Origin of the sequence: Providencia sp. PROV129 (assembly GCF_028482245.1) — a bacterium.
GTDB lineage: Bacteria > Pseudomonadota > Gammaproteobacteria > Enterobacterales > Enterobacteriaceae > Providencia > Providencia vermicola.
The window spans coordinates 42,236-66,925 of record NZ_JAMPQD010000016.1; the positions used below are offsets into that span (position 1 = coordinate 42,236).

23 protein-coding genes are annotated in these 24,690 nt (G+C 38.0%); 12 read left to right on the forward strand and 11 right to left on the reverse strand.

Annotated features, from left to right (window positions below; translation table 11 throughout):
• Nucleotides 1–22: 22 nt before the first annotated feature.
• Complete coding sequence (gene emrD / locus PSF27_RS12120) at nucleotides 23–1,207, reverse strand: multidrug efflux MFS transporter EmrD (RefSeq protein ID WP_272681603.1); 1,185 nt, start codon at nucleotides 1,205–1,207, stop codon at nucleotides 23–25.
• A gap of 440 nt (nucleotides 1,208–1,647) precedes the next feature.
• Between emrD and fpr the strand changes: the two genes are divergently transcribed.
• The gene (gene fpr / locus PSF27_RS12125) at nucleotides 1,648–2,394 is read left to right on the forward strand and encodes a ferredoxin--NADP(+) reductase (RefSeq protein ID WP_272681542.1); all 747 of its coding nucleotides are present in this window, start codon (nucleotides 1,648–1,650) and stop codon (nucleotides 2,392–2,394) included.
• A gap of 44 nt (nucleotides 2,395–2,438) precedes the next feature.
• Here the strand turns inward: fpr and PSF27_RS12130 are convergent, their stop codons facing one another.
• Entirely contained in the window at nucleotides 2,439–2,858 is a 420-nt protein-coding gene (locus tag PSF27_RS12130; RefSeq protein ID WP_272539881.1) for a DUF805 domain-containing protein, read from the reverse strand.
• A 51-nt stretch (nucleotides 2,859–2,909) separates the two neighbouring features.
• Here PSF27_RS12130 and PSF27_RS12135 point away from each other — a divergent pair, with 51 nt between their 5' ends.
• The 3 genes from PSF27_RS12135 (at nucleotide 2,910) to PSF27_RS12145 (ending at nucleotide 5,741) form a co-directional block, all read left to right on the forward strand.
• Nucleotides 2,910–3,524: a DUF1454 family protein gene (locus tag PSF27_RS12135; RefSeq protein ID WP_206085955.1), complete on the forward strand. Its 615-nt coding sequence runs from the start codon at nucleotides 2,910–2,912 to the stop codon at nucleotides 3,522–3,524.
• A gap of 178 nt (nucleotides 3,525–3,702) precedes the next feature.
• The gene (tpiA, locus tag PSF27_RS12140; protein WP_206085953.1) at nucleotides 3,703–4,473 is read left to right on the forward strand and encodes a triose-phosphate isomerase; all 771 of its coding nucleotides are present in this window, start codon (nucleotides 3,703–3,705) and stop codon (nucleotides 4,471–4,473) included.
• Nucleotides 4,474–4,796: 323 nt separating this feature from the next.
• Entirely contained in the window at nucleotides 4,797–5,741 is a 945-nt protein-coding gene (locus PSF27_RS12145; RefSeq protein WP_272681543.1) for an autotransporter outer membrane beta-barrel domain-containing protein, read from the forward strand.
• 210 nt (nucleotides 5,742–5,951) lie between these two features.
• Here PSF27_RS12145 and PSF27_RS12150 read toward each other — a convergent pair whose 3' ends face one another.
• From PSF27_RS12150 to PSF27_RS12190, 9 genes are all read right to left on the reverse strand, one after another.
• On the reverse strand, nucleotides 5,952–6,965 hold the full coding sequence (locus PSF27_RS12150; RefSeq protein ID WP_272681544.1) for a sulfate ABC transporter substrate-binding protein: 1,014 nt from the start codon (nucleotides 6,963–6,965) through the stop codon (nucleotides 5,952–5,954).
• A gap of 311 nt (nucleotides 6,966–7,276) precedes the next feature.
• On the reverse strand, nucleotides 7,277–8,254 hold the full coding sequence (gene pfkA / locus PSF27_RS12155) for a 6-phosphofructokinase (RefSeq protein WP_047756829.1): 978 nt from the start codon (nucleotides 8,252–8,254) through the stop codon (nucleotides 7,277–7,279).
• 405 nt (nucleotides 8,255–8,659) lie between these two features.
• Nucleotides 8,660–9,604 (reverse strand): phosphatidate cytidylyltransferase, encoded by a 945-nt coding sequence (locus tag PSF27_RS12160; RefSeq protein WP_206085942.1) that lies wholly within the window; start codon nucleotides 9,602–9,604, stop codon nucleotides 8,660–8,662.
• Nucleotides 9,601–10,242 carry a lysophospholipid acyltransferase family protein gene (locus PSF27_RS12165; RefSeq protein ID WP_206085940.1) on the reverse strand — a complete coding sequence of 214 codons (642 nt, stop codon included), beginning with the start codon at nucleotides 10,240–10,242 and terminating at the stop codon, nucleotides 9,601–9,603. The genes PSF27_RS12160 and PSF27_RS12165 overlap by 4 nt, the downstream gene beginning before the upstream one ends.
• A 217-nt stretch (nucleotides 10,243–10,459) precedes the next feature.
• Nucleotides 10,460–11,212, reverse strand: a complete 753-nt coding sequence (locus PSF27_RS12170) for a M48 family metalloprotease (RefSeq protein ID WP_047756827.1) — start codon at nucleotides 11,210–11,212, stop codon at nucleotides 10,460–10,462.
• A 227-nt stretch (nucleotides 11,213–11,439) separates the two neighbouring features.
• Nucleotides 11,440–12,021 carry a HutD/Ves family protein gene (locus PSF27_RS12175; protein ID WP_206085938.1) on the reverse strand — a complete coding sequence of 194 codons (582 nt, stop codon included), beginning with the start codon at nucleotides 12,019–12,021 and terminating at the stop codon, nucleotides 11,440–11,442.
• A 79-nt stretch (nucleotides 12,022–12,100) separates the two neighbouring features.
• Complete coding sequence (locus PSF27_RS12180; protein ID WP_206085937.1) at nucleotides 12,101–12,385, reverse strand: addiction module antidote protein; 285 nt, start codon at nucleotides 12,383–12,385, stop codon at nucleotides 12,101–12,103.
• The gene (locus PSF27_RS12185) at nucleotides 12,376–12,684 is read right to left on the reverse strand and encodes a type II toxin-antitoxin system RelE/ParE family toxin (RefSeq protein ID WP_272681545.1); all 309 of its coding nucleotides are present in this window, start codon (nucleotides 12,682–12,684) and stop codon (nucleotides 12,376–12,378) included. Before PSF27_RS12185 ends, PSF27_RS12180 begins: the two co-directional genes overlap by 10 nt.
• 237 nt (nucleotides 12,685–12,921) lie before the next feature.
• Nucleotides 12,922–13,497: a Spy/CpxP family protein refolding chaperone gene (locus PSF27_RS12190; RefSeq protein WP_206085858.1), complete on the reverse strand. Its 576-nt coding sequence runs from the start codon at nucleotides 13,495–13,497 to the stop codon at nucleotides 12,922–12,924.
• A 150-nt stretch (nucleotides 13,498–13,647) separates the two neighbouring features.
• Between PSF27_RS12190 and cpxR the strand changes: the two genes are divergently transcribed.
• The 8 genes from cpxR to PSF27_RS12230 all read left to right on the forward strand — a co-directional run bounded on the left by cpxR (nucleotide 13,648) and on the right by PSF27_RS12230 (nucleotide 24,684).
• Nucleotides 13,648–14,346: an envelope stress response regulator transcription factor CpxR gene (gene cpxR / locus PSF27_RS12195; protein WP_206085856.1), complete on the forward strand. Its 699-nt coding sequence runs from the start codon at nucleotides 13,648–13,650 to the stop codon at nucleotides 14,344–14,346.
• On the forward strand, nucleotides 14,343–15,713 hold the full coding sequence (cpxA, locus tag PSF27_RS12200) for an envelope stress sensor histidine kinase CpxA (protein ID WP_047756819.1): 1,371 nt from the start codon (nucleotides 14,343–14,345) through the stop codon (nucleotides 15,711–15,713). The genes cpxR and cpxA overlap by 4 nt, the downstream gene beginning before the upstream one ends.
• Nucleotides 15,714–16,198: 485 nt before the next feature.
• Nucleotides 16,199–17,638 (forward strand): capsule assembly Wzi family protein, encoded by a 1,440-nt coding sequence (locus PSF27_RS12205; protein ID WP_272681546.1) that lies wholly within the window; start codon nucleotides 16,199–16,201, stop codon nucleotides 17,636–17,638.
• A 2,055-nt stretch (nucleotides 17,639–19,693) separates the two neighbouring features.
• Nucleotides 19,694–20,893, forward strand: coding sequence for an oligosaccharide flippase family protein (locus tag PSF27_RS12210; protein ID WP_272681547.1), 1,200 nt, complete (start codon nucleotides 19,694–19,696; stop codon nucleotides 20,891–20,893).
• Nucleotides 20,890–21,957, forward strand: a complete 1,068-nt coding sequence (locus PSF27_RS12215) for a glycosyltransferase (RefSeq protein WP_272681548.1) — start codon at nucleotides 20,890–20,892, stop codon at nucleotides 21,955–21,957. Before PSF27_RS12210 ends, PSF27_RS12215 begins: the two co-directional genes overlap by 4 nt.
• A complete protein-coding gene (locus PSF27_RS12220; RefSeq protein WP_272681549.1) occupies nucleotides 21,947–22,510 on the forward strand; it encodes an acyltransferase in 564 nt (187 codons plus the stop codon). The genes PSF27_RS12215 and PSF27_RS12220 overlap by 11 nt, the downstream gene beginning before the upstream one ends.
• Nucleotides 22,511–23,683, forward strand: coding sequence for a glycosyltransferase (locus tag PSF27_RS12225; protein ID WP_272681550.1), 1,173 nt, complete (start codon nucleotides 22,511–22,513; stop codon nucleotides 23,681–23,683). It abuts the gene before it with no gap.
• Nucleotides 23,680–24,684, forward strand: coding sequence for an NAD-dependent epimerase (locus PSF27_RS12230; RefSeq protein ID WP_272681551.1), 1,005 nt, complete (start codon nucleotides 23,680–23,682; stop codon nucleotides 24,682–24,684). Before PSF27_RS12225 ends, PSF27_RS12230 begins: the two co-directional genes overlap by 4 nt.
• Nucleotides 24,685–24,690: the final 6 nt, after the last annotated feature.

The window sequence follows — 24,690 nt, forward strand, 5'->3', positions numbered from 1 at the left end:
ATCATCGCCTGAAAATTACCAATCAGACCATACGCTCAGTATGCCCCATACGACGAGCCAGCGGCAGCCAACACAAGAGTACAAGAACCGACATCAAGAACATCAGCAAGCCAAGACTAAATTGCCCATGTTGTGGCATTAATGAAGAAACCCATGTTGCAACCCCAGAACCGACATTTTGTAAGCCCCCCACAAGTGCGCCCGCAGCGCCCGCCAAATAAGGGAATGGCTCCATCGCTCCTGTGGTCGCAAGCGGAAATAACATACCTGCTCCAAAGAAAAATACGGCGGCAGGGACTAACAACGTCCACGTATTCATGATGCCAAACCAACTCGGCATCCACATCATTAAACCTGCAAGCAAACAAATTAATACCGATTGCCACATCAAGTTGTAGAACGTTTTTCCTTCACGCCCTGCATACCACGCACCAAAAAAGGCAGCGGGGATAGGTAATATAAATAAAATACTGACAGTAATGCTACTGAGGCCCAATACACCGCCCATTAAAACACCGCTACTCGCTTCAAAAACAGCAATTCCCGCCAGCGCACCAATTAACATCGATAAATAAGACAAAAATGCCCCATTAGAGAGTAACTCACAATATGATGCCACCATTTTACGTTTTTCTGGGGATACAGGCCGTGTTTCAGGTAGCCACCGATACATGCTAAATAATACGCCCGCACCTAGGATAAATAGGAAAATATAACAGGCATGCCAACCAAAAAAGTGAGCCAATATTCCACCAAACATCGGCGCTAATAATGGACTTACCAAAACACCCATATTTAATAAACTATTTGCATAGCGCAATGCCGTGCCTTTATATAAATCTCGGGGCATGGTTCTCGCCATAACACCCGCAACCCCTGTACCAAGGCCTTGCATGCCGCTTGCGATAGTGAGCGTATTTAAAGTCGGCGCAAAAATCGCCACAATGGTCGAAAATAAGAAAATAGTCAGCCCCGCTAAAATAACAGGACGACGACCAATTTGGTCGGATAATGGCCCATATAATAGTTGCGAAAAACCATATGAAAATAAATATGCCGCCATCACCTTCTGAACGGCACCAGAAGGTTCATTAAAGTACACTGCAATTTCAGCAATCACAGGGACATAAATAGTTTGCGTCATTTGGCCAACAGCCGCCAATGCAATAAGCATTAATAACAGATTGAAATGTTCCAGCTTTCTCATTTTTCTCTCGGACACAGCAAAAATTCCAGACACACAGCAACCCAGTATTATTAAAAGTTAATAATACAAACCGAATATTGGAATTTAATGACGAATATTTAAATGTTGTTTTTACGCATTAGAACTATCCCAGATAAACAACAGATAGCACGTTTTGCTCTAATGTGATTAAGATAACAAAATTTACGATTTTTTCTAAGTAGCTCGACATTTTAGTTTATACACCAACGGCAGCTATATTCGCCACATCTGTCAACATAACTGTACATTAAAATTAATAAATAACTATTATTAAGAATAAAACACTGGAACACATTATCGATAAGCATAAATAGTGAACTGTTTTAGTATTAAATCCTAATGAGCAATACCCCGACTAACTTAAGGTAAAACATCACTCACTTAGCGGGATTGATTTTGAAATAATAAGAGGTGGATTTATGGCAAATTGGGTAACTGGGAAAGTGATTGAAGCCAAGTTTTGGACTGATACATTGTTTAGCCTTGTCATCGACGCCCCCATTAAACCTTTTACTGCAGGACAATACGCTAAACTTGGCCTTGAAATCGAGGGAGAACGAATTCAACGTGCCTATTCTTATGTGAATGCCCCCAGCGATAACCGACTTGAGTTTTATTTTGTGATTGTTCCCAGGGGCAAACTGAGTCCCAAATTAGCACAGCTAAAGCCTAACGATACATTACAAATAACAGATGAAGCGGCAGGTTTTTTTGTCTTAGATGAAATTCCAGCGTGTAAAAATTTATGGATGCTTTCAACTGGGACAGCTATTGGCCCATTCTTATCAATCTTACAAGAAGGAAAAGATCTCGAACGATTTGAAAAAATCGTTTTATTGCACGCTGTTCGATATGAAAAAGACTTGAGCTATCTGCCATTAATGCAGGAACTTGAGCAACAGTACCAAGGAAAATTAAAAATTGTCACTGTTGTCAGTCGAGAGCAAACCCAAACATCTTTGCATGGTCGAGTCCCTGCCTTAATTGAAAGTCATGCTCTCGAAAATGCGGTTGGTTTATCCCTTTCGCCTGAAACTTGCCATGTGATGTTATGTGGTAACCCTGAAATGGTACGTGACACACGAGATACGCTAAAAATTAGCCATGGAATGATTAAGCATTTACGCCGTAAGCCTGGTCATATTTCCAGCGAGCAATACTGGTAAAGAGAGATAAACACTACCCTGAATATTTCAGGGTAGTCAATGCGTTATAAATAATTCACAGTCTCAGTTTTTTCACCGTATTTATTCGCACTATCCATTCCGACAAACACACCACAATCCAATAGCATAATCATCGCAATAAATAGGGGTAAGAATCGCCCAATTCCCCACTGCCAAATAGGTTCGAACTGGCTGACATCCATTGAATAAAGCGCAAAAGCCAATACAATTAATGCGAACCACCCACCTGATTTTCCTCTGTCGTGTAGGCGCTTTGAAAAAATCGCGGCTAAAGGATAAAGCAAGAGGACAAAAAGAAAAAGAGTAACCATTTCAGGTAATAAAAACGTATTCTGTAACAGGACAATCACAGCCACCAAAATAAAGCTGGCAGCGATACCGACCCAAAATGGTCGCCGCCCTATTCGACCTTTGAAGGAAAAAGCCCATTGTTGTAATGTCATTACTTATAATCCTGATACAATGTGAAAACCCAAAGAATGAGTGGCAAAAAAATGACTCAAACCTTAATTCGTTCGATATCCGCCATCATAACCATTTTTACACTCAGTGCGCCACCATTGGCATTCGCCCAAAAAGTGCCAACCTTACCTGATACTGATTTTGAAGTCGCTTACTTAGCCCCTGATGCGGCTTCTTTTAACCTCACCATCCCTGAGTTACGCACTCAGTTTAATCAAGCCTATAAAGATTTATATCTTCATGAATATAAAGTCATTGCGAGCCAAGACATTGCAGCTCCTTATATTCGTGCCGCTTCCCGTATCAATCAACAAATTTATTCTTCTGCGGTGTTAGAACGCGGTAGTGAAAAAATTAAAAGCTTACAAATTACCTTACTCCCAACAGATAACGTACAAGAAGCCCAAGAAAACCGCCAATTAATGGAACGCTATACGCTTGCAATCATCCATCAATTTGCCCCAGATGTTTCTTTAGATAAAGCCCCTGAGCTGACCACTGCCTTAAATAAATTTATGGCAGATCAAAACCCAACCCGTGCAGAAGAAGCTCGGTTAGGCGACCTGCGATATATTTTAGTAAAAAGTGACAATAATGTGCTTACTTTTGCTGTTGAACCGATTAAGCTAGAGCAACAAACACCCTAAACAGACTGTGATCACGCTCTAAGAACAAGCATGATGAAAAGCAAAGCTATTATGCCCTAATGTTCTTATAATACTTAAGGTGAATGGCGACAAAACTGTCCCGTTGCGTTGGCAACATTAATGCGCAATGAATAACTTATTGATTAATCATTCAAACTCTCTGGTTGGAGGAAATAACATGCGACATCCATTGGTAATGGGTAACTGGAAATTAAACGGCAGCACCCATATGGTCAATGACCTGATCGCAGGTCTGCGTAACGAACTGAGCAGCGTCGATGGCTGTGATGTAGCTATCGCACCACCCGCAATCTACCTGACTCAAGCAAAACATGCTCTAGCGGGCAGCCGCATTGCATTAGGTGCACAAAACGTTGACGTTAACTTGTCTGGCGCATTCACGGGTGAAACATCGGCTGAAATGCTTAAAGATGTAGGTGCAAAATACATTATTATTGGCCACTCTGAGCGCCGTACTTACCACAAAGAGAGTGATGAGTTTGTTGCTCAAAAATTCGCAGTGCTGAAAGAGCAAGGCTTAATCCCTGTTCTGTGTATTGGTGAAACCGAAGCGGAAAACGAAGCAGGTAAAACTGAAGAAGTTTGTGCTCGTCAAATTGACGCAGTGCTGAACACCTTAGGTGCGCAAGCATTCCAAGGTGCCGTCATCGCATATGAACCAATTTGGGCTATCGGTACAGGCAAATCCGCAACGCCAGCACAAGCACAAGCTATTCATAAATTCATTCGTACCCATATTGCGAAAAAAGATGCGGCGATTGCTGAGCAAGTCATCATCCAATACGGCGGCTCAGTCAATGCAAGCAATGCTGCTGAATTATTTACTCAGCCAGATATCGATGGCGCATTAGTGGGTGGCGCATCCCTGAAAGCAGATGCATTTGCTGTCATTGTCAAAGCAGCCGCTGAAGCGAAAAAAACAAAATAAATTTATTTTGTTATTTAATGATTAGCCGCCATTATTGGCGGTTTTTTTATTTAACGAGTAGCAAATTTTTAATTATTAAAGTTACGAATAATTTAAATTAATATTATATTTAAAATCAAACGATTGAGAAAAATCATTACCTCACACAAAAAATAAAAAACAATAAAACCAATTAAATTCAAAGTGATAAATATAATATTCACATCTTTAGTTTATCCACTATCAAATAATAACAATAGACACTACTGAAAGTTTAATTCAAATTTATCCTGCTTAACAAATTAGTAAATAACAATTAATAAAGTTTACTTTAAAGGATGAAAATGAAATATATAATTAGTTTAGTATTTAATATTATAATTATATTTCCAGCCATTTGCTTTTCAGAAACAAATAATGATTTTTGGCGAATTAAAACCAATGTCTATATGGAAATAGAAGAATATCAAGGGCAAGTCGATGCATTTAAAAATAAAGTGTACGATAAAATCAGTACCGTAGGCCAATTATCCCTGACAAACCCAGCATCTCAGTGGCGATTTGACATAGAACACCGCGAATCACTGAGAAACCATGGGCGTAATTTCAGTACTTCCCGTGATTCTTATCTTCGTAGCCGCACTCAACTTGACATTACAAAACAATTTGTTAAAACACCACAATCAGACATTGAAATTGGCGCACGATATCGAAAAGAATCTAATGACTCCCCACCAGGAACCAAAGTACGCCCCTCCAATAGCTTATACGCACTAACACCAGCGGGTAACTATCATTTTAATGATAAATGGTCTTTTAATTTCTGGCTTTCTTATTATTATTACAGTAATTATTTTAGTTCTAATAGCCATGAAGCAGAAACAGAATTTGGAGCCACTTACCAACACTCTGAGGCCTTAAAAGCAAAACTGACCTTATACTTTGACAAAGCATGGGATAAACACTTCAGTACTCGGTTTATGCAATCACAAGTCCGCGCTTATTTACCTTTCACTTTAAAGTCTGATTGGCGTATTACGCCTTATGTTCGTTATGCTTTACAGGAAGACACCTATGATGAACATTTTTATCTCGTTCAAAAAATTAATAACGGTTTTCGTCTAGGAACAAATATCGAATATCAAGCCACTCCATCCTTAACATTATGGGGTGGTGTCGCCTATGAACCCTCAACATGGAAACATCCAAAAGATGATGGTACAACATCTGGTAATAATAATAAGCAGACGCTTTATCTCGGAAACATTGGCGTAAAATACCTTTGGTAACCGCACTAGTTAGTACATATAAGTATGTGACTCTACGGTTTAAAATATCAAAATACCAATTTTCAAAATAGTTTGAGTTGCAGCTAGGCGGCAAGTAAGTGAATCCCTAGAAACATACATAAGTATGTGACTAGGGTGAGCGCACGCAGCTAACAACGCTGCGGCTCAAAATATGAAGAAATCTCCCTGCAAATTGAAATATGACGAGTATTAACGCTGAATTATCTCATCAAATACTCCCCCATTCACAAAATGCGTTTTTTGCGCTGCCTGCCAGCCACCGAAATCCTTATCTACCGTTAGCAACTTCAATTCTGGAAACTGCTGCTGGTATTTTTTTGCAACTTCACTATCTCGTGGTCGATAATAATTCTTAGCAGCAATTTCTTGCCCTTCTGGTGAATAAAGATGTGTAAGATAGGCCTCTGCGACCTCTCTGCGATCACGCTTATCAACTGTTTTATCAACAACTGCGACCGTTGGCTCTGCTAAGATGGAAATACTGGGTGTAACCACTTCAAACTGGCCATTTTCACCTAATTCATTGATAGCAAGTAACGCTTCATTTTCCCAGGCAATTAATACATCACCAATGCCGCGTTCAACAAAGCTATTTGTCGCCCCTCGAGCCCCTGAATCTAATACTTCTACGTTTTGGTAAAGCTGCTTCACAAATTGCTTCGCTTTTTCAGGATCTTGTTGATTTTTATTTAGTGCATAACCCCAAGCCGCTAAATAATTCCATCGTGCACCGCCTGAAGTTTTCGGATTTGGCGTCACCACAGAGACATCTTTGCGGACTAAATCATCCCAATCGCGAATGTTTTTTGGATTATCTTTACGGACTAAAAAGACAATCGTTGAGGTATAAGGAGCTGAGTTATCGGGGAGTTTTTCTATCCAGTTTTTATCTATTCGCCCACTTTGCGCAATCGCATCCACGTCATAGGCTAAGGCTAACGTAACAACATCCGCCTCTAACCCATTAATAACTGAGATAGCTTGTTTACCAGATCCACCATGAGACTGACGCACGGTAACAGTATCCCCCGTTTTCTTTTGCCAATAATCACTAAACTCCTGATTATATTGCTGATAGAACTCACGCGTAGGATCATAAGACACATTCAACAGTTGAATATTTTTCGCCCAAGCCCCCGTCGTCAATATTAATAACAATGCGGTCGTTAATTGTGATTTTGTTACCTGCCATGAACGTGCCATTTTGAGCCCTCATCAAATTGTCGATAAGGCGAGGCTGACAGATAGCATCAATAACTGGAAATAATTAAAAAGAAAAACTTATGCTTACGGGGAATATATGAACAGGTAAGGGAGAGATTTAAGTTGTGACTAGGGTTAATGAGCGTAGCTAACACCCCTACAGCTTGAAATATGACAAATATCCATCTTCTAAATAGTTCAAGTTGTAGGTAGGCGGCAAGCAAAGCTAATCCCTAGGAGCATACATAAGTATGTGACTAGGGTTAGTGAGCGTAGCCAACACCCCTACAGCTTGAAATATGACGAAGATTTTAGTAGAGCTTCTTAGCTGTATCAAACCAATCCTTCTTAAAGACGCGTTTCATATTCATTACCGCATCAATGATATCATGGTGAACCAATTTCTCATTTTGGATACCCACGCAGCGGCCGCCGTAGCCTTCAAGTAGTAATTGAATGGAGTATGCGCCCATGCGTGATGCTAAAATACGGTCATAAGCCACTGGCGAGCCACCACGTTGAATATGGCCGAGAACCGTTGCGCGAGTTTCGTGGTGTGTTTCTTGCTCAATATATTTGGCTAACTCACCCACGTCACAAACGTGTTCAGTGATAGCAACGATTGCATGGCGTTTGCCTTTTTCAATACCGCGTTTGATTTCAGATAACAATTCTTCGCGATCGAACGCCATTTCTTGCTCAGGCAATACAAGGAATTCGCACCCGCCCGCGATCGCCGCAGATAATGTTAAATCACCACAGTAACGTCCCATCACTTCAACAATAGAGATACGTTTATGAGATGTAGAGGTATCACGCAAGCGGTCAATTGCTTCAACAACGGTTTCAAGCGCAGTAAAATAACCAATGGTGTAATCGGTTCCTGCAACGTCATTATCGATTGTACCTGGTAGACCAATGCACGGGAAGCCTGCTTCGGTCAGTGCTTTCGCACCCAAATAGGAACCGTCACCACCAATAACGACTAGCGCATCAATATGATTTTTCTTCAGATTTTCAAAGGCTATTGCACGTACTTTTTCATCACGGAATTGTGGGAAACGAGCTGAGCCTAAAAAGGTGCCACCGCGGTTGATCATATCCGATACGCTGTATCTATCTAATTGTTTCATGCGGTTTTCATACAGGCCAAGGTACCCATCAAAAATACCCATCACTTCTAGCCCTTCACCTAAAGCAGCACGTACCACACCACGGATCGCGGCATTCATACCTGGTGCATCGCCACCACTCGTTAAAACCCCAATTCTTTTAATCTGCTTGACCATGATGACCTCTGATTAATGAACATAAAATTGCAAATCGATAAAACCGTTACGCTGCTAATCTTTTTAACGCTAATTACGCTGGCTTACTAGTGCTGAATTGATTCACCTAACAGCATAATACGGCAAAGAGTGAATTATGCATCTGCTTTCCATCAAGCTTTTATGTTTTATTGTGATCCAGTTTACATAATTCTAGCCGATCACCCCAATAGGTAAATCTTTCAATGCAAAAAAAGCCCTAGAGTACCAACTCAAGCGAATTACCCTAGTTGAATCTTAGTTTGAAATAAAAATTAAGTACTGATGATAACACTTAAATTCCTTCTATGCTGTACCTATAAAACAAAAGAAAAGCACCATTTGGTGCTCTTTTAATTAACGAACAAAAACGAAAATAAAATTGGCCTATGTATAGTAATAACGCGTTAAATGGAAAAAAATAGGCGCGGCAAAACACAATGAGTCAATGCGATCCAGCATGCCCCCATGCCCTTCAATAATCGCCCCAAAATCTTTAATACCACTATCACGCTTAATGGCTGACATACATAAACCACCCACAAACCCCATAATCGTGATCGCCAATGACATTAAACCAGCAACCCACCAACTGAATGGCGTAACCCAATATAAGCAAATTCCAATCAGTACAGAGGATAAGATCCCACCAACAAAGCCTTCTATCGTCTTATTTGGGCTCAATTTAGGTACAATCGGACGTTTACCCATCAGTTTACCGAATACATACTGCAAGACATCGGAAATTTGCGTCACAATAATTAAGAAGAGCAATAATTTCACACCCTCCCCTTCATAACCCTCAATATTGAGCATCAACAACGCGGGAACGTGGCTTAAACAGAAAACCGTCACCAACATCCCCCATTGAATTTTTGCCGTGCGCTCAAGAAAATGAAAGGTATCCCCTGCGAGTGCAATACGTGTAGGTAAAAAGAGGAAAACAAACACAGGCACAAAAATTGAAAACATCCCATACCACTCAATACCGACCAGAAGGTATTGCAATGGAATGAAAATAAAGAAACACCAAAATAACGCTTCATGATCACTTCGCCGTGTTGGCGTTAAAGTAATAAACTCGCGCAACGCAAAGAATGATATCAATGCAAATAAAATAACGACTGCAATGTTGCCAAGTACTACCGCCAATACGCAGATAATACACATCACCCACCATGCCCGGATACGAGCATTCAGGTTATCAATTGTTGGATTGCTTTTATCACCAGAATAACGATAAGCCAAGATCCCACCAACGACACTCGCAAATACTAATATTCCAAACACACCCGATAACAGTAAAGCTAATTCGCTGTCCCAAACGCTCATGGCATCAACTCCTCTAGCGCTTCTTTGGCGCGTTGCAAAAATTCAGTTTTATTTTCAGCTTCGGTTAAAGGAGAGATAGGCTTACCGACTACCGCAGAGCAAATAACAGGCACAACTAATTTAGACCCTTTTGGTAATACGCGGTTAAGGTTTTCAAGGTAGATGGGGACGACTTCAACATCGGGATATTTTTTCGCTAAATGGTACAGGCCACTTTTAAATTGACCTAGCACTTCGCCACTACCACGGGTTCCCTCGGGGAAAAATATCAATGAATGCTTTGCTGCCAAAACGGACTCAAGAGGCTCCAAGATATTACCTTGCGCAGGTTTGTCCCCTTTTCTATCGACAAGGACAGCGCGAAAAACGTTATTCACTAAATAACGGCGAAATGGCGTTTTATCCCAATAATCTTTCGCGGCGACAGGATGAACAAAATGGCGCATCAGCGGCGGTAAACCAGACCAAATGACTAACCCATCTAAGTGGCTTGAATGATTTGCATAATAAATACGCGGGGTTATGGCAGGCTGGCAGCCAACCCAACGAGTACGAACCCCTGTTAATAAACGGCAAGTTCCCGATAACAGCATTCCCATTCCTTTTGCAAGAAGGGAAATTTTCTGCACTTTTTCCATCTTTTTTCCTTGTTAGCGTTTTATCAAACATAAAACTGCAACACCATGAAAAAACCTGAATATTATTTAATAGATAAGATAGTGAGTGATTTAAGGAAGTACAACGGGGGAAGTTCTGATTTCTAATTCTGAAATAAGAATATCTGCAAGAAATACATAATAGGTGCAACAATGCTTATTTACACTGTTACACCTTATGATAAAAAATAATTAATAATTATTTTTTATCAGCAGCGATACGGTCACGGATGTTTTGTGCGCGCTCACTTGAAGGTGGGTGAGAGTCAAACATGCTGGTCTCTTGGCTACCCATTTTTGCCAATTTCTCAAAACCAGTCACTAAACCGTCAGTTTTTACACCACGTTTTTTCAGTAAGTCATAAGAGAAGTTATCCGCTTCGCTTTCTTGGTGTTGAGAGAACTGGGAGTTGATCAGTTTTTCACCCAATGCAGCAACTTGTGATGCGCTCAGTTGTTCAACTACGCCGCCAGCTGATGCTGCCGCTGTACGCGCTGCAACTGCTGCATAAGCAACTTGCATTGCTTTACGAGTATGGCCTAATGCTACGTGACCCATTTCATGGCCCAGAACGCCTTCAACTTCGTTGTCGTTCATGACATCCATCAGGCCGCTGTATACACGCACACAACCATTCGCCATCGCCCATGCGTTTACATCGTTAGTCATGTAAACTTTATAGTTAACGGGTGTACCATCAACTTCGTTACCCAGAGCTTTAGCGATTTTGTCTAAACGTTTGGAATATTTGCTTGATGAAGGAGCAATTTTGTTCTGTGCGTCCATCTCTTTACAAGATTGATCGCTTAATTGCTTAACATCTGAATCACTCAGTGTTGCTGCTTGGAATAATTGCATTCCAGAGTTAGTCAACATCCCTTGGTCCATATTTTTACAGCCTGTTAAAATCACAGCAGAGACAGCAACGGCGACAAGCGCTTTCATTTTCATAGATCATTTTTCCTTTAAGAAATACCATTCTTATTTTTTTAGTGACGCTAAAGACTATAAATTTTGCGGAAAATAACAATAGGAATAAAGCCATAATTACAGGTTCTATGAATTTGATAACATTTTTACTAAAATAATTTAATCGACAGAGTAATATCCCACCCTAAAAAATAATTAATGCTAAAAATATTGGAAAAACATCCAAATAAATAGCATTAAGTCCCTAACTATTTAATAAATAACTCTATTATGCAGAAATCTTGTCCTGCAGATTGCTGAGTTGAAAATTGTAGTGGCTGGATATTGTTTCTCACTAACAACGTTTCAAAATGTTTTAACACAAACGGTTGCGAGTTTACGTCCAAGCTCATACTTGGCGCAGTACTGAAAATGAGAATTTGGGCTGCATCGCTAATCCAAGAACTACCCGATGCTGAATTTACCCACTGTAGGCGTGCTGAATATTTTGCAGGATTATAAATGAGATTAAAATCACGAATAGCGCCTTTAACTAATTCAGCATGCACATTGCTCTCCCCCTTGAAGGCAAAGAATTCTTTTTGCTGTAACGTCACTGGGCTCTGGTCATCCACAAGCAAAGTCATCCCATTCCCTTCCAGCACACCAATAATACGTTGGCGATTTAAAAAATGAGAAAAAGGCCCCGCAGCTTTCACATCCGCAATTGATACCCGCCAGTCAAAATCATCAAGCCCTTCACCATGGCTTCTCGCCACTTCCAACGTGACGCCTTGCCCATTTTTCCAAGGCATACTGCGATAATCCTGAGCTGTTAACACCTGAACCATAACGTTATCCTATTTTTTAGTAGAGAGGTAATAGCAAGATAATGAGATAAGAAGTTTTTATTTTAATAAAAACAGAGTATTAAATACTTTTAAATTGTAGCTTCAAACCAAGAGAGTTAACTATTTTTATGATTGTGGTGAATGTAGGATTACCTTGACCTGATAATGCTTTATATAAACCTTCACGGCTCATCCCTACCTCTTTAGCTAGTTGACTCATATTGCGAGCTTTTGCTATATCCCCGAGAGCCGATAATACTAAAGCAGGGTCACCCTCCTCCAAGATCTCATTAAGATACAATTGGATTTCTTCTTCGCTATTTAAATGCTCAGCAATATCATATTCTTTTAATTTTATGGCCATAATTCACCTTCAATTTGACTAAAAACCTGTTTGGCTTTGATGATATCTTTTTGCTGGGTTCCTTTACTCCTACCTGAGAGCAAAATGACCATAACGTTATTTTTCTGTTTTAAATAAACACGATACCCTTGCCCCTCATGTATCCTCAGCTCTGAAAAGCCATCACTAATTGGCTCAATATCGCCAAAATTTCCATTTTTTAGGTGCCGAATTCTCACTTGAATCTTTGTTTTCGCCCTTAAATCCTTGAGATCGCGTATCCAGTTGTCGAATAGATCTGTCGTTAATACTGTTATCATAAGACGTCTCCTTGTCTTAATACCTGTATCTTAATCGCCCTCGACAAATTGTCAACTATAGTTAACACCTAACCTATTTAAACAAAAAAAAGCCCCTAAAAGGGGCTATAAAAGACAGGGATGGTGTCTATGGCAAGGAAAAACTTCATTTATTGCTACTTCACTACTTACTTCAAAATTAAGGATCTGAAATTAACTTGCTTACTCAACTACAACTACGGGTACTCTCAATCTGATTTATTGGAACTGCATCGCTTGATATTCAGCCATTTTGTGTTGGTGAATCTGTTCAAGCTCACTTTTCTGCTCTGGCGTCAATAATTGGTATAATTCATGATGAATTCTTGCCATTTCAACGCGTTGTTCCAATTCTTTTTGCATTCTTTTTTCAAGTTGCTGGCGAACCGCTTTATCATCAAAGCTATCCGCTATAATTAATTTATGTAACGCTTCACGCTCTTGCACTAATGCCGTGCTATCAGTGCGATAATGGCGCTGCGTTGCCATCAAATCACGTAGCTGCTGGCGTTGCTTTTCATTTAATGTGATACCATTAAACATAAATGTGCTGGCGCGTTCTTCACTGCTAAACATGTCATGTGACTGAAATGGCACAACGACTTGGTGAGCTGTCGAAGGTACTTCCTCAGGCTGCATCTGCAACATTAATGGCACTGAGCTTTCATCATTCGCAACATTCTGTGAAACTTCTGCGAAAGCAATTGTTGGTCCGAACACAAATGCAGAAGCTAAAACTAACATTGCGGTTTTATGTACTGTATTATGTACTTTGCTATGTGTTGTTCTTCGCATTTGACACCTTGTCTCCGAACTGTGCTCGTGATTCAATGTGAATAAATATACACCTGTGGCTGCAAACTAGCGTCAGAGCATGTAAAAGAACGTAAAGTCATGGAATCGTACAGATTGTTATCGTATTTTGGCAGTTGGAGGACTTAAAAAATGCATAAAATCCTATTAGTTGATGACGACCGTGAACTCACGTCGCTCTTAAAAGAACTGCTGGAAATGGAAGGTTTCAATGTCGTCATCGCTTATGATGGTGAACAGGCATTGCAACAGATTGACTCATCCATTGATTTGCTTTTATTGGATGTCATGATGCCGAAAAAAAATGGTATTGAGACACTCAAAGAATTGCGCCAAATTCATCAGACCCCTGTCATTATGTTAACCGCTCGTGGTAGTGAGTTAGATAAAGTACTGGGCTTGGAATTAGGTGCGGATGACTATCTACCAAAACCGTTTAATGACCGTGAGCTCGTGGCACGTATTCGTGCGTTATTACGCCGCTCAAACTGGAGTGAACAAACACAGGATAGCAACAGCAATACCCCTGTATTGCAAGTTGATAAACTGCAACTCAACCCAGGTCGCCAAGAAGCCAGTTTCGATAATGAAATTTTGGACTTAACGGGCACCGAATTCACCTTGTTATATCTGTTAGCACAACATTTAGGCCAAGTAGTTTCACGAGAACACCTTAGCCAAGAAGTTTTGGGTAAACGCCTAACACCGTTTGACCGTGCTATTGATATGCATATTTCGAATTTGCGCCGTAAATTACCAGAACGCACTGATGGCCAACCTTGGTTTAAAACCTTACGTGGCCGTGGTTACTTAATGGTTTCTGCCACATGATCAACAGCTTAACCGCAAGGATCTTTGCGATTTTCTGGTTTACCCTCGCACTAGTGCTAATGCTAGTGCTGATGGTGCCCAAGCTCGACTCTCGGCAAATCACCGTCCTGATGGAAAGTGAACAACGCCAAGGGGAGATGCTTGAGCAACATATTGAAGCCGAACTCGCACAAGCTCCCATGAATGACCTACTTTGGTGGCGTCGGATTTCAAACGCTATCAAAAAATGGGCGCCGCCGGGTCAGCGGCTAATTATTGTCACCAGTGAAGGCCGTGTTATTGGTGCGATGCCCAGTGAAATGCAGGTGATCCGTAACTTTATTGGTCAATCCGATAACGCCGATCACCCCAAAAAGAAAAAATATGGCCGAGCTGAAATTCTCGGGCCGTTCTCTATTCGTGATGGCGAAGACCACTATCAACTCTATTTAGTGCGCCCAGCCAGCAGCCCGCAATCTGACTTTATTAACTTATTGTTTGATAGGCCATTCTTGCTCTTAATTGCCACCATGTTAATCAGTGCCCCACTGTTATTATGGCTATCTTGGAGCTTAGCTCGCCCCGCGCGAAAACTCAAAATGGCAGCCGATGATGTCGCCAAAGGGAATTTGCGGCCGCACCCTGAACTGGAAGCTGGGCCTCAAGAGTTCCTCTCCGCAGGGAACAGTTTCAATCAGATGATCAGCGCACTTGATGGCATGGTGAGTGCACAACAGCGCTTAATTTCTGATATTTCACATGAACTACGCACCCCACTCACGCGCTTACAACTGGCAACCGCCCTATTACGCCGTCGCCATGGTGAAAGTAAAGAGCTGGAGCGCATCGAAACCGAAACGCATCGTTTAGATAGCATGATCAATGACTTGTTGGTGCTCTCACGTAGCCAACATAAAAATGAAATTCTGCGCGAAAATATCAAAGCCGATGAACTTTGGGGGGATATTTTAGATGATGCTAGCTTCGAAGCGGAACAGATGAACAAAACGCTCGATATCACCTCAAACCCAGGCCCTTGGCCGTTGTATTGCAATCCTTCAGCGGTGGGCAGTGCGTTTGAAAATATTGTCCGTAATGCGCTGCGTTATTCACATACCCATATTGCTGTTGATTTTAAAGAAGAAAACAACGGTATTTTGATTACTGTGGATGATGATGGCCCAGGTGTTAGCCCTGCAGACCGTGAGCATATCTTCCGCCCATTCTACCGTACCGATGAAGCGCGAGACCGTGAAACTGGCGGTACAGGGTTAGGCTTAGCAATTGTTGAAACTGCCATTACACAGCATAAAGGCTGGGTGAAAGCCGATGACAGCCCTCTGGGCGGGCTAAGGTTACAAATCTGGCTACCTGAGCACGGCCGTTAAGCCATTTCAAACATTACTCCCAAAAGCCTTCTATTTAAAATAGAGGGCTTTTTTATTTCTATTCCCCAAATGGATTTATAAGCACCTAATATAGAATATTCTTATATTGAGTTCCCATAGCAATAAACCCTAAACCATCCTGCAAAATATTAATCTGTTTATTTTAAATTCAAATAACAAAGCAAAATTAAATCTCAATAAAATTGAAATAATAGACACAAAAATCTAATGCATATCACATTGCTATATATTTTAATAAGTTACTCTTTCCTATCCCGAATAGTTTAATCTGATATTCTATTTTACTTAATTTAATTGTGATGATTGCTTCTCGACATAACACGGGTGGCTCACCCGTTAAAATTAGCATACTTATAATAAAGCAAAATATCACTACACTTTATATTGGTTTAATTTTTAGAAATTTATTTATCTTTATTGACCTGTTCAATATTAGGCGAACTCAACTTCAAACGGATTTATCAATGAAAAAATTCAAGCTTACCAAGCTGGCAATGCTTGCGGTATTAGGCGCAATAAGCGCACACAGTGTGGCGGGAGGATTAGTCCTACCCAATGATAACTTACGCAGTGATTTAGCATGGCTTTCAGAGCGTAACGTCATTCAAATTAGCTTATCCACTTGGCCACTCTCCCAAGAAGAAATTACCCGCTCGTTGAATAATGCAAATATTACCAATAGCGAACAAGAAGCGATTATTCAGCGTATTAAGAAAAACCTAGACCGTAAAAAGAACAGTGTTCAACTGGAAACGCACTTTGCCTCTAGCCATAACTCTATGCCGCAAGGCTTTGCCCAAAGTGAAAAAAGTGACATTCGTTACACCGTTTCAGGTAACTACAGCACAGACGATGTGGATTTAAACCTCACCGCTAATGGTGAGCGCGCTCTGCGCGTTGAAAACGGTTCAGACTACAACCTCAATGGCTCATATGGTGGTGTAAAAATTTGGAACCAATGGGTCACTTTCGGTGAGATCCCACAATGGTGGGGCCCTGGCCACGACGGCAGCTTAATTCGCACCGATGCTGCTCGCCCTGTCACTGGCTTTTTGCTGCAACGTGCCGACCAAAGCCCATTTGAAACCCCATGGCTTTCTTGGATTGGCTCGTGGCAATATCAGCTCACCGCTGGCCAAATCAAACAATACTCATCCCAGCCAAACACTAAACTGATTGGTTTACGCATGACCATGAACCCAACTGATTTCTTTGAACTCGGCGGTTCCCGCGTGGTGATGTGGGGAGGCGATGGCCGTCCTAATAACTGGAATTCTTTCTGGAATGCCATGGGCGGAAGGGATAATACTGGTGATGTAAATGACGATCCAGGTAACCAACTCGCAGGTTTAGACTTTAAACTGAAACTTTACCCATTAATCGATCTACCTGTCAGCTTATATGGCCAAATGGTCGGTGAAGATGAAGCCAACCTTTTTCCATCGAAAAATGCCTTTATGGGCGGTATCGAGGGCTATCACACGCTATGGGGTCAACCATTAAATTGGTATATTGAAGGCGCGAATACCCATACTGAGTGGGACAAAGATGGTGTGATGTACCAACATTTTATTTATGGTAATGGTTATTACCAACAAGGTGCCGCACTGGGGCACGCAATGGGGGGTGATGGCCGTATGCTAACCACCAAAGTGGAATATACCCTTGATGATGATAACCGTGTTAGCACACGTTTGATGTATGCGAAAGTGAATAAGTCTAACTTTGACGGCAACAAGTTATTCCCTAAATCTGAAACCATTAAAGGTGTTGATATGGGTTGGTGGCATAACTTTGACAATGACGTCAGCACGGATGCGAAAGTTTGGGTATCTAAAACTGATTACGAAACACGAAATGATGTCGGTGCCGCAGTGACGGTAAACGTGCCATTTAAGTGGTAATCATCTTATAGTCACAAGCCATGCTTATTATTGAAATGGATTATGGGTAAACTATAATCCATTAGGTTGCTGACAAAGCAGGATAAAAGCGTGGTTTTTTCTGCTTTGTGTTATCAGCCGAAAATCAATTCTTTGATTTTCCTTTGTTTTTTCAAAACCTATCCAACCTGCAGCCAAGCCTAATCGGTTTGGCTGCAGTCTAACGGATTATAGGTAAACTATAATCTGTTTTTTTGCTAATTTGTTTCTGTTTTACAACAAAACATATCTGGCTGAAAAATAAACGTAAAAATTGGGTAAATTAATATTATCAATCACGCATATTATTAATCCATCGTAACACTAAATTCGTGTAAAAATAGGTATGTTTTATTTTTGAGCTAATTATATCCATATTAAATGCAATGATATAAAAGACTTAACTTAAGCAAAATATTTAATCACGGAACAAGCGTATAATAAGAATTATAACCTGATAATTTAAAATAACTTATTCATTTGATACTCCTATTAGGACTATTCTCTAAGACAATCGCAGTGATAGTCACTACCTAGGTTTGGTGGTATTATTAAGCGCTTTTGCTTGACCCAATTCGCCATGAGGCATACCCTTTGGGCGGCAAAAAACAATAAGCCATGCTTATCAATTGAACGCGATAGCAAAAAATGTAACGTTTTCAATTAATAAGTATGCATTTACAATTTCAATGGTGCTCTGGGACCCGACAACCCAGTGCGGTAGCTATGGTTATTATAAAAGCAATTAAACTATGAGTTAACCTAATAATAAGAATTTAATATGATATTTCTAAGTATAATATGCATTATTCAATCTATTTTCATGCTATCAGTCAGCATAAATAAATTATCAAAAAAAAGATACAATGCTGCCATTCTATACTACCCTGTATTCTTTCTAATATTCCCATTTCACAATATATTGGATATCACCTTTGGCTTACCTGAATATAAAAGTTCAATTTTTTCACTTGAAGAAACCTTATATAATGACAATGCAAGTATAATATATTATATATTTATATTTATAATGAATTTTATTTTTTTTATTTTCTTTATTGGAAAAAAACAATCTATAAGTATAAATAGCATAAATGTCAATAAACTTGCTATAATATCACTTTGGTTAATTGCATTTTCAGGTCCTTTATCAATTTTACTAACCAATAATCCTAGTACATATCTGGTTTATGGCGAAATACGAAATTATATTGGCCAAGAACAATATGACGAGTATAGTCTTGTTTGGATACTCAGTTTTTTTTCCAGTATTTCCGTCATTTCATTAAGGTTTATATATGGTAAAAAAATCAACATTCTATTATCCATTCTATTAATTTCATTATTAATTATAGACTTATATATAAATAATAAAAGATTCATCTATGGCCTCATCATTGTTTATGCAGTAATTTCATTTTTTTATAGTACAAAAAGAACCTTTAAATTTCTAAATGTTTTATTATCTATTATAATATTTTCTGTATTATACATAACATACTCGTTTAATTATAAATACGACTATAGCCAGACAACTTCAGAAGTTTACGCATCTACTAGGCATGAACTAAGTCGTGATGATGTATTACGGTATGTAATTCAAGAAAAATTACTTGGTGAAAGGAATATTGTTGAATACTCTGGTCAGACATACTTAAGTATAATCTTTGGCTTTGTTCCAAGAAAAATGTGGCCTGATAAACCATATCCGTATGGGCAGTACCTCACAAATAAGGTTCTTCATAATAATGTTGGTCCAGCTCTAGGAACTTGGACAATTACGACTAGTTTATATGATGAGGCTATAGCGAACTTCGGTTGGTATGGCTTCATATTTATATTCATATTTATAGTCACCATATTAAATATGATTAACAAAAACAGATCATTATTAGTAAGATCACTATTGTTTATAATTTTAGTTTTTTATTCATTTACTAATGTGAATTGGTTTTTGCCAATTGTTTACTTTGTGATTTTGTTGATTTTAATCAATGCCGCAAAAGGTATTTTAATAAATCCACGCAGGATAAAATAATGAGTTTTCATGTTTTTAAGGGAGCGAGTTATACTCTAATAGGAAATTTGTCATTTGCTTTTTCACAATGGGCAATTCTAATTATAATCAATAAAATGGGAACAACTAATGATGTTGGTATCTTCACTCTAGCTCTAGCTATTTTAAACCCAATATTTATGATGGCTCAAGGAGGTCTTCGTTCATATATAGTAATTGATACCAATAGGAGCTTCAAATTCAGGACTTATTTTCAACTTCGAGTTCTATTTTCTATTTTGGCTTTATTTATATCTCTATTATTTGTATTCAAAGAAAATTATCTTTACTCAGTATTATTACTAGCGCTATATAAAATCTTTGATAACCTTTTTGATATATTCTATGGCGAATATCAAAGAAAAGACACAATGAAAAAAATCGCCATATCCCGAACAAGCAGAGGACTAGCCAATTTAATTTTTTTCTTACTGTCATATATCTTAACTAAGAATTTAAACATTGCTTTATTGAGCTATGTTTTATCATCATCAATAATATTTGTTCTTTATGATTATAGAAATTATAACTTTAAACTGGAAGACTCCTATACCCCTCCAGATGTATTAAAAAAATTAGCAAAGCTATCTTTCCCTTTAGCTATAACTGCAATGTTAATCTCATTAAACACCAATTTACCTAGACTATTCTTAGAGAACAATTCAGGGCTTACTGAGTTAGGCGCGTTTGGCAGTTTCATGTATATTATCACTGTCGCTCAGATAATCATTCAATCAATTTGCCAAGCTTTTGTTCCTAAAATTGCACATGCATATAATGAAAATAGGATTGATGATTTCATTAAAACCGTAAAATTACTTCTGTGTTTTACAATATTTATCTCCATTGCATTTTGTGTGTTCGCCATATTCTTTAAAGATATAATTTTCCTTCTCATTTTCAATGCTGAATATGAAATATTTTATTCTTTATATGATAATATAATCATGATATCACCATTTATATTCCTCTGTTTGGTTCTTGGAAACATTAATACGGCTAGGCGGCGTATAAAGTATCAACCATATATATTCTTAAGCATACTAATCATTAATATCCCCACAAGCTTTATACTTATAAACTATTTGAGTGCTAATGGAGCAGTCCTTTCCTCATTAATAGTATCTATCTTAACCATTATCATTTTAAGTATTTATTCCATTAAGGGCCGAGAAGGATGAAAGTTTTATTTGTTATAGGTCAATTAGATATTGGAGGGATTGAGTGTTGGTTAGATGATTTAACCGATTTAATTGCTCTAAAAAAACCAGATGTAGAGATATATGTTCTTGTTGATAAGCCTCATAAAGGTGTATTAGAAGATAAATTTTCGCAAAGAGGGATAACCATATTAAGGGTTAGTTCCAGTAAAATTAGTAAATTATCATATATAAAGAATCTTTTTTTTATACTTAGAAAATATAAGTTTGATGTTGTCCACTCCAATGTAAGTTTCACTAATGGTATCAATTCACTCTTAGCATTTATAACTAAAGTTCCGATTCGCATATCTCATATACATAGTAATAGGAATAATCAAAAACTAACAAAACTAAAAAAACTAAATTATTTCTTTCTAAAAATATTTATTGAGCTATTTTCCACTCATAAAATTGCCGTGAGTGAACAATCAAAAAGCAACTATTTGTCACATGAAAATGTCCTTATAATGCCTTGCGGTATTAGCCTAGAGAAAACAGTAAACCATGAAGATGTTAAGGCACGTAATGGTTGGGACAGTAATAGTATATTACTATGTTCCGTAGGAAGGCTAGAGTCAGTAAAAAATCATGAGTTTATAATTAAATTAATGCCTAATCTTCCCCTATGTTACAAATATGTAATTGCAGGTGAAGGCTCTCTCCGGGAAGAATTAGAGCAATTAGTTAGAAATTTAAACCTGCAAGATAGGGTTATATTAATTGGTAACATAACGTCAACCATAAGCTTTTTAAAAAAAAATGCCGATATCTTATTATTCCCATCTCATCATGAAGGATTTGGTGTGGTCGCCGTAGAGGCTCAATTAGCAAGTATTCCTGTTATAGCTTCAACAAATGTTCCTATATCTACAAAAATTTCTAATGCGATATATTACATTCCTTCTGATGATAAAATAACATGGATTGAAAAAATCAAGCATACAACTACAGAAAATATCAAACTTACTGTAGATAGCAATATCTTCGATATAAAAAATAATTATGAAAAACTAATTAGGATATATGCAAAAGATGACAGGTAAAGAAAAGTTCGAGAAGTTCAATTTTATTATAAAAATATCAATAAAATTAACCAGCCTACTTCCTCGATTCCTACGAGTTTTTTTATATAATATTTTCATGTCAATGCCATCAGTCGTTGGTGTTGCCATAAGGTATATATTAATTAAAACTCTCATAAATCAATGTGGCGATAATGTTTATGTATCAAGGTGGGTCACTATAAAAAATTTTGAGCGTATAAATATAGGTAATAATGTAAGTATTCATGAATATTCCTATATAGATGGTCTAGGTTATATAGATATAGGAAATAATGTATCTATTGCACATAACTCATCATTAATATCATTTGAGCATACCTTCAGTCAAAAAACACCAATCAAATATCAAGATCTATTACTAAAAAAAATATCTATTTCTGATGATGTCTGGATTGGTTGCGGGTGCAGGATACTGAGTGGTACACACATCCATTCTCATTCCGTCATTGGAGCTAATTCTGTTGTAAAGAATATTATTAGTTCTGACTCACTATATGCTGGCTCTCCAGCAAAAAAAATTAAAGATATTTAAATGAAAGCATTATTCGTTCATGACCACATTTTTCATTATAATAGCAATGAAGATTTACTATTTTCAGCGGGAAAATTAAACAATCAATCTTTTTCTAGATACCTAGAACACTTTGATAGTTTAACTATTCTATCTCGACATAAACTTGTAGATTGGAGCGAAGAAACTAACACATCAATGAATTTAATTGATGACAATCGAGTACACTTTATACCTTTCGAGAATCAATCAACTTTTAAGAATAGATTTATAAACCGAAATAAAAGTAAAATACTAATAAAAAATATAATTTCAAATTTTGATGCAATTATATTACGAGTTCCAAGTGAGATTGGTTTCCTAACAGCTGAAGTATGCCGTCAAGAAAAAATTCCTTATATTTGTGAAGTTGTTGCCTGCCCAGTTGACGCAATGAAAGGACTTAACACTCTAAAATCCAAAATATACTTACCCATAATTAAACATTCAATGGTTTCTACTGTGAGTAATGCATTTAGTGCACTATATGTAACTAGCCATTTTTTACAAAAGAGATACCCTACAAAAGGTCAATCCACTACAGCATCGAATGTTGAGATAGATACAATATCTAAAACCCCTAAACAATTATCCAAGAAGGGTGTATATAGCATAGCTTTAATTGGAAACTTAGATAGTGATCACAAAGGTTATCCAATACTTTATAAGGCATTATATGAACTAGATAAAAAATTAAGTTTCAATATCAATATTTTATTAATTGGCGCGGGTTCTAAATATAAAATAGAGTCTCAATACTCAAATATAAAAATTACATATACCGGTACCCTTAAAAAAAATATTATACATCAAATTTTAGCTAGTGATGTTGATTTATATATACAGCCCAGCAATCAAGAAGGCCTCCCAAGAGCTACTATTGAGGCTATGAGTCACGCATTACCGTGCATTGTTAGTGATGCAGGAGGGTTACCAGAGCTAATTAATGCTGATTATACACATAATCCCTCAGATTTTATGATGCTATCTAACCTAATTTTAAAACTGCTAACAGATACTCAAGAATATAAAGCTCAATCTATAGAGAACTTAGAAAAATCTTCTGATTATTTATCAGAAAAACTATCACCTATTCGATTTGATTTTTATAGATCTTATTATAATCATATTAAACAAAAGCGAACTCCAAAATGAATATACTAGTTACTGGTGCATCTGGATTTATTGGTAGTAAAGTCGTTGAACAACTTCTAAAAAAAAACCATAAAATCATTGGTATTGACAATAACAATTCATATTATGATGTTAATTTAAAATTAGCTCGACTCGAAAAAATTAAGCATCCTCAATTTTCCTTTATTCAGTGTGACCTTTCGGATAGGCATGCAATAAATACAATTTTTGATCAACATAGCTTTGACTATGTTATTCATCTCGGAGCTCAAGCTGGTGTTCGTTATTCTATTGAGAACCCCCACGCGTATGCGGACTCAAATTTAGTTGGCCATTTAAATATCCTAGAAGGTTGTCGCTCTAATAATGTTAAACATTTAGTTTATGCCTCATCTAGCTCTGTATATGGATTAAATAGTAAAACGCCTTTCTCAACAACTGATTCTGTTGACCATCCAGTTTCTTTATATGCTGCAACTAAGAAAGCCAATGAATTAATGGCCCACTCATACTCGCACTTATATAATATACCGACTACAGGCTTACGTTTCTTTACTGTCTACGGTCCTTGGGGCCGACCTGATATGGCTCCATTTATTTTCACAAAAAAAATACTAAATAATGAAGTTATCGATATCAACAATAATGGTGATATGTGGCGTGATTTTACATATATTGACGATATCGTAGAAGGAATTATCCGTATTTCTGATGTTATCCCTCAAAAGGACAACAATTGGACAGTAGAAACTGGTTCACCAGCGACAAGCTCAGCACCTTATAGTATTTATAATATTGGCCACGGTTCACCAGTTAATTTAATGGATTTTATAAAAACAATCGAAAATGAACTTGGTATTGAAGCTAAGAAAAATTATAGAGAAATGCAGCCTGGCGATGTATATAAAACATTCGCAGATACACAAGATTTATTTGACGTCATTGACTATAAACCAGAGATTGGCATTAAGGAAGGTGTTGCTAACCTAGTTAAATGGTATCGTGAATATTATGGTAAATAAGGTGAT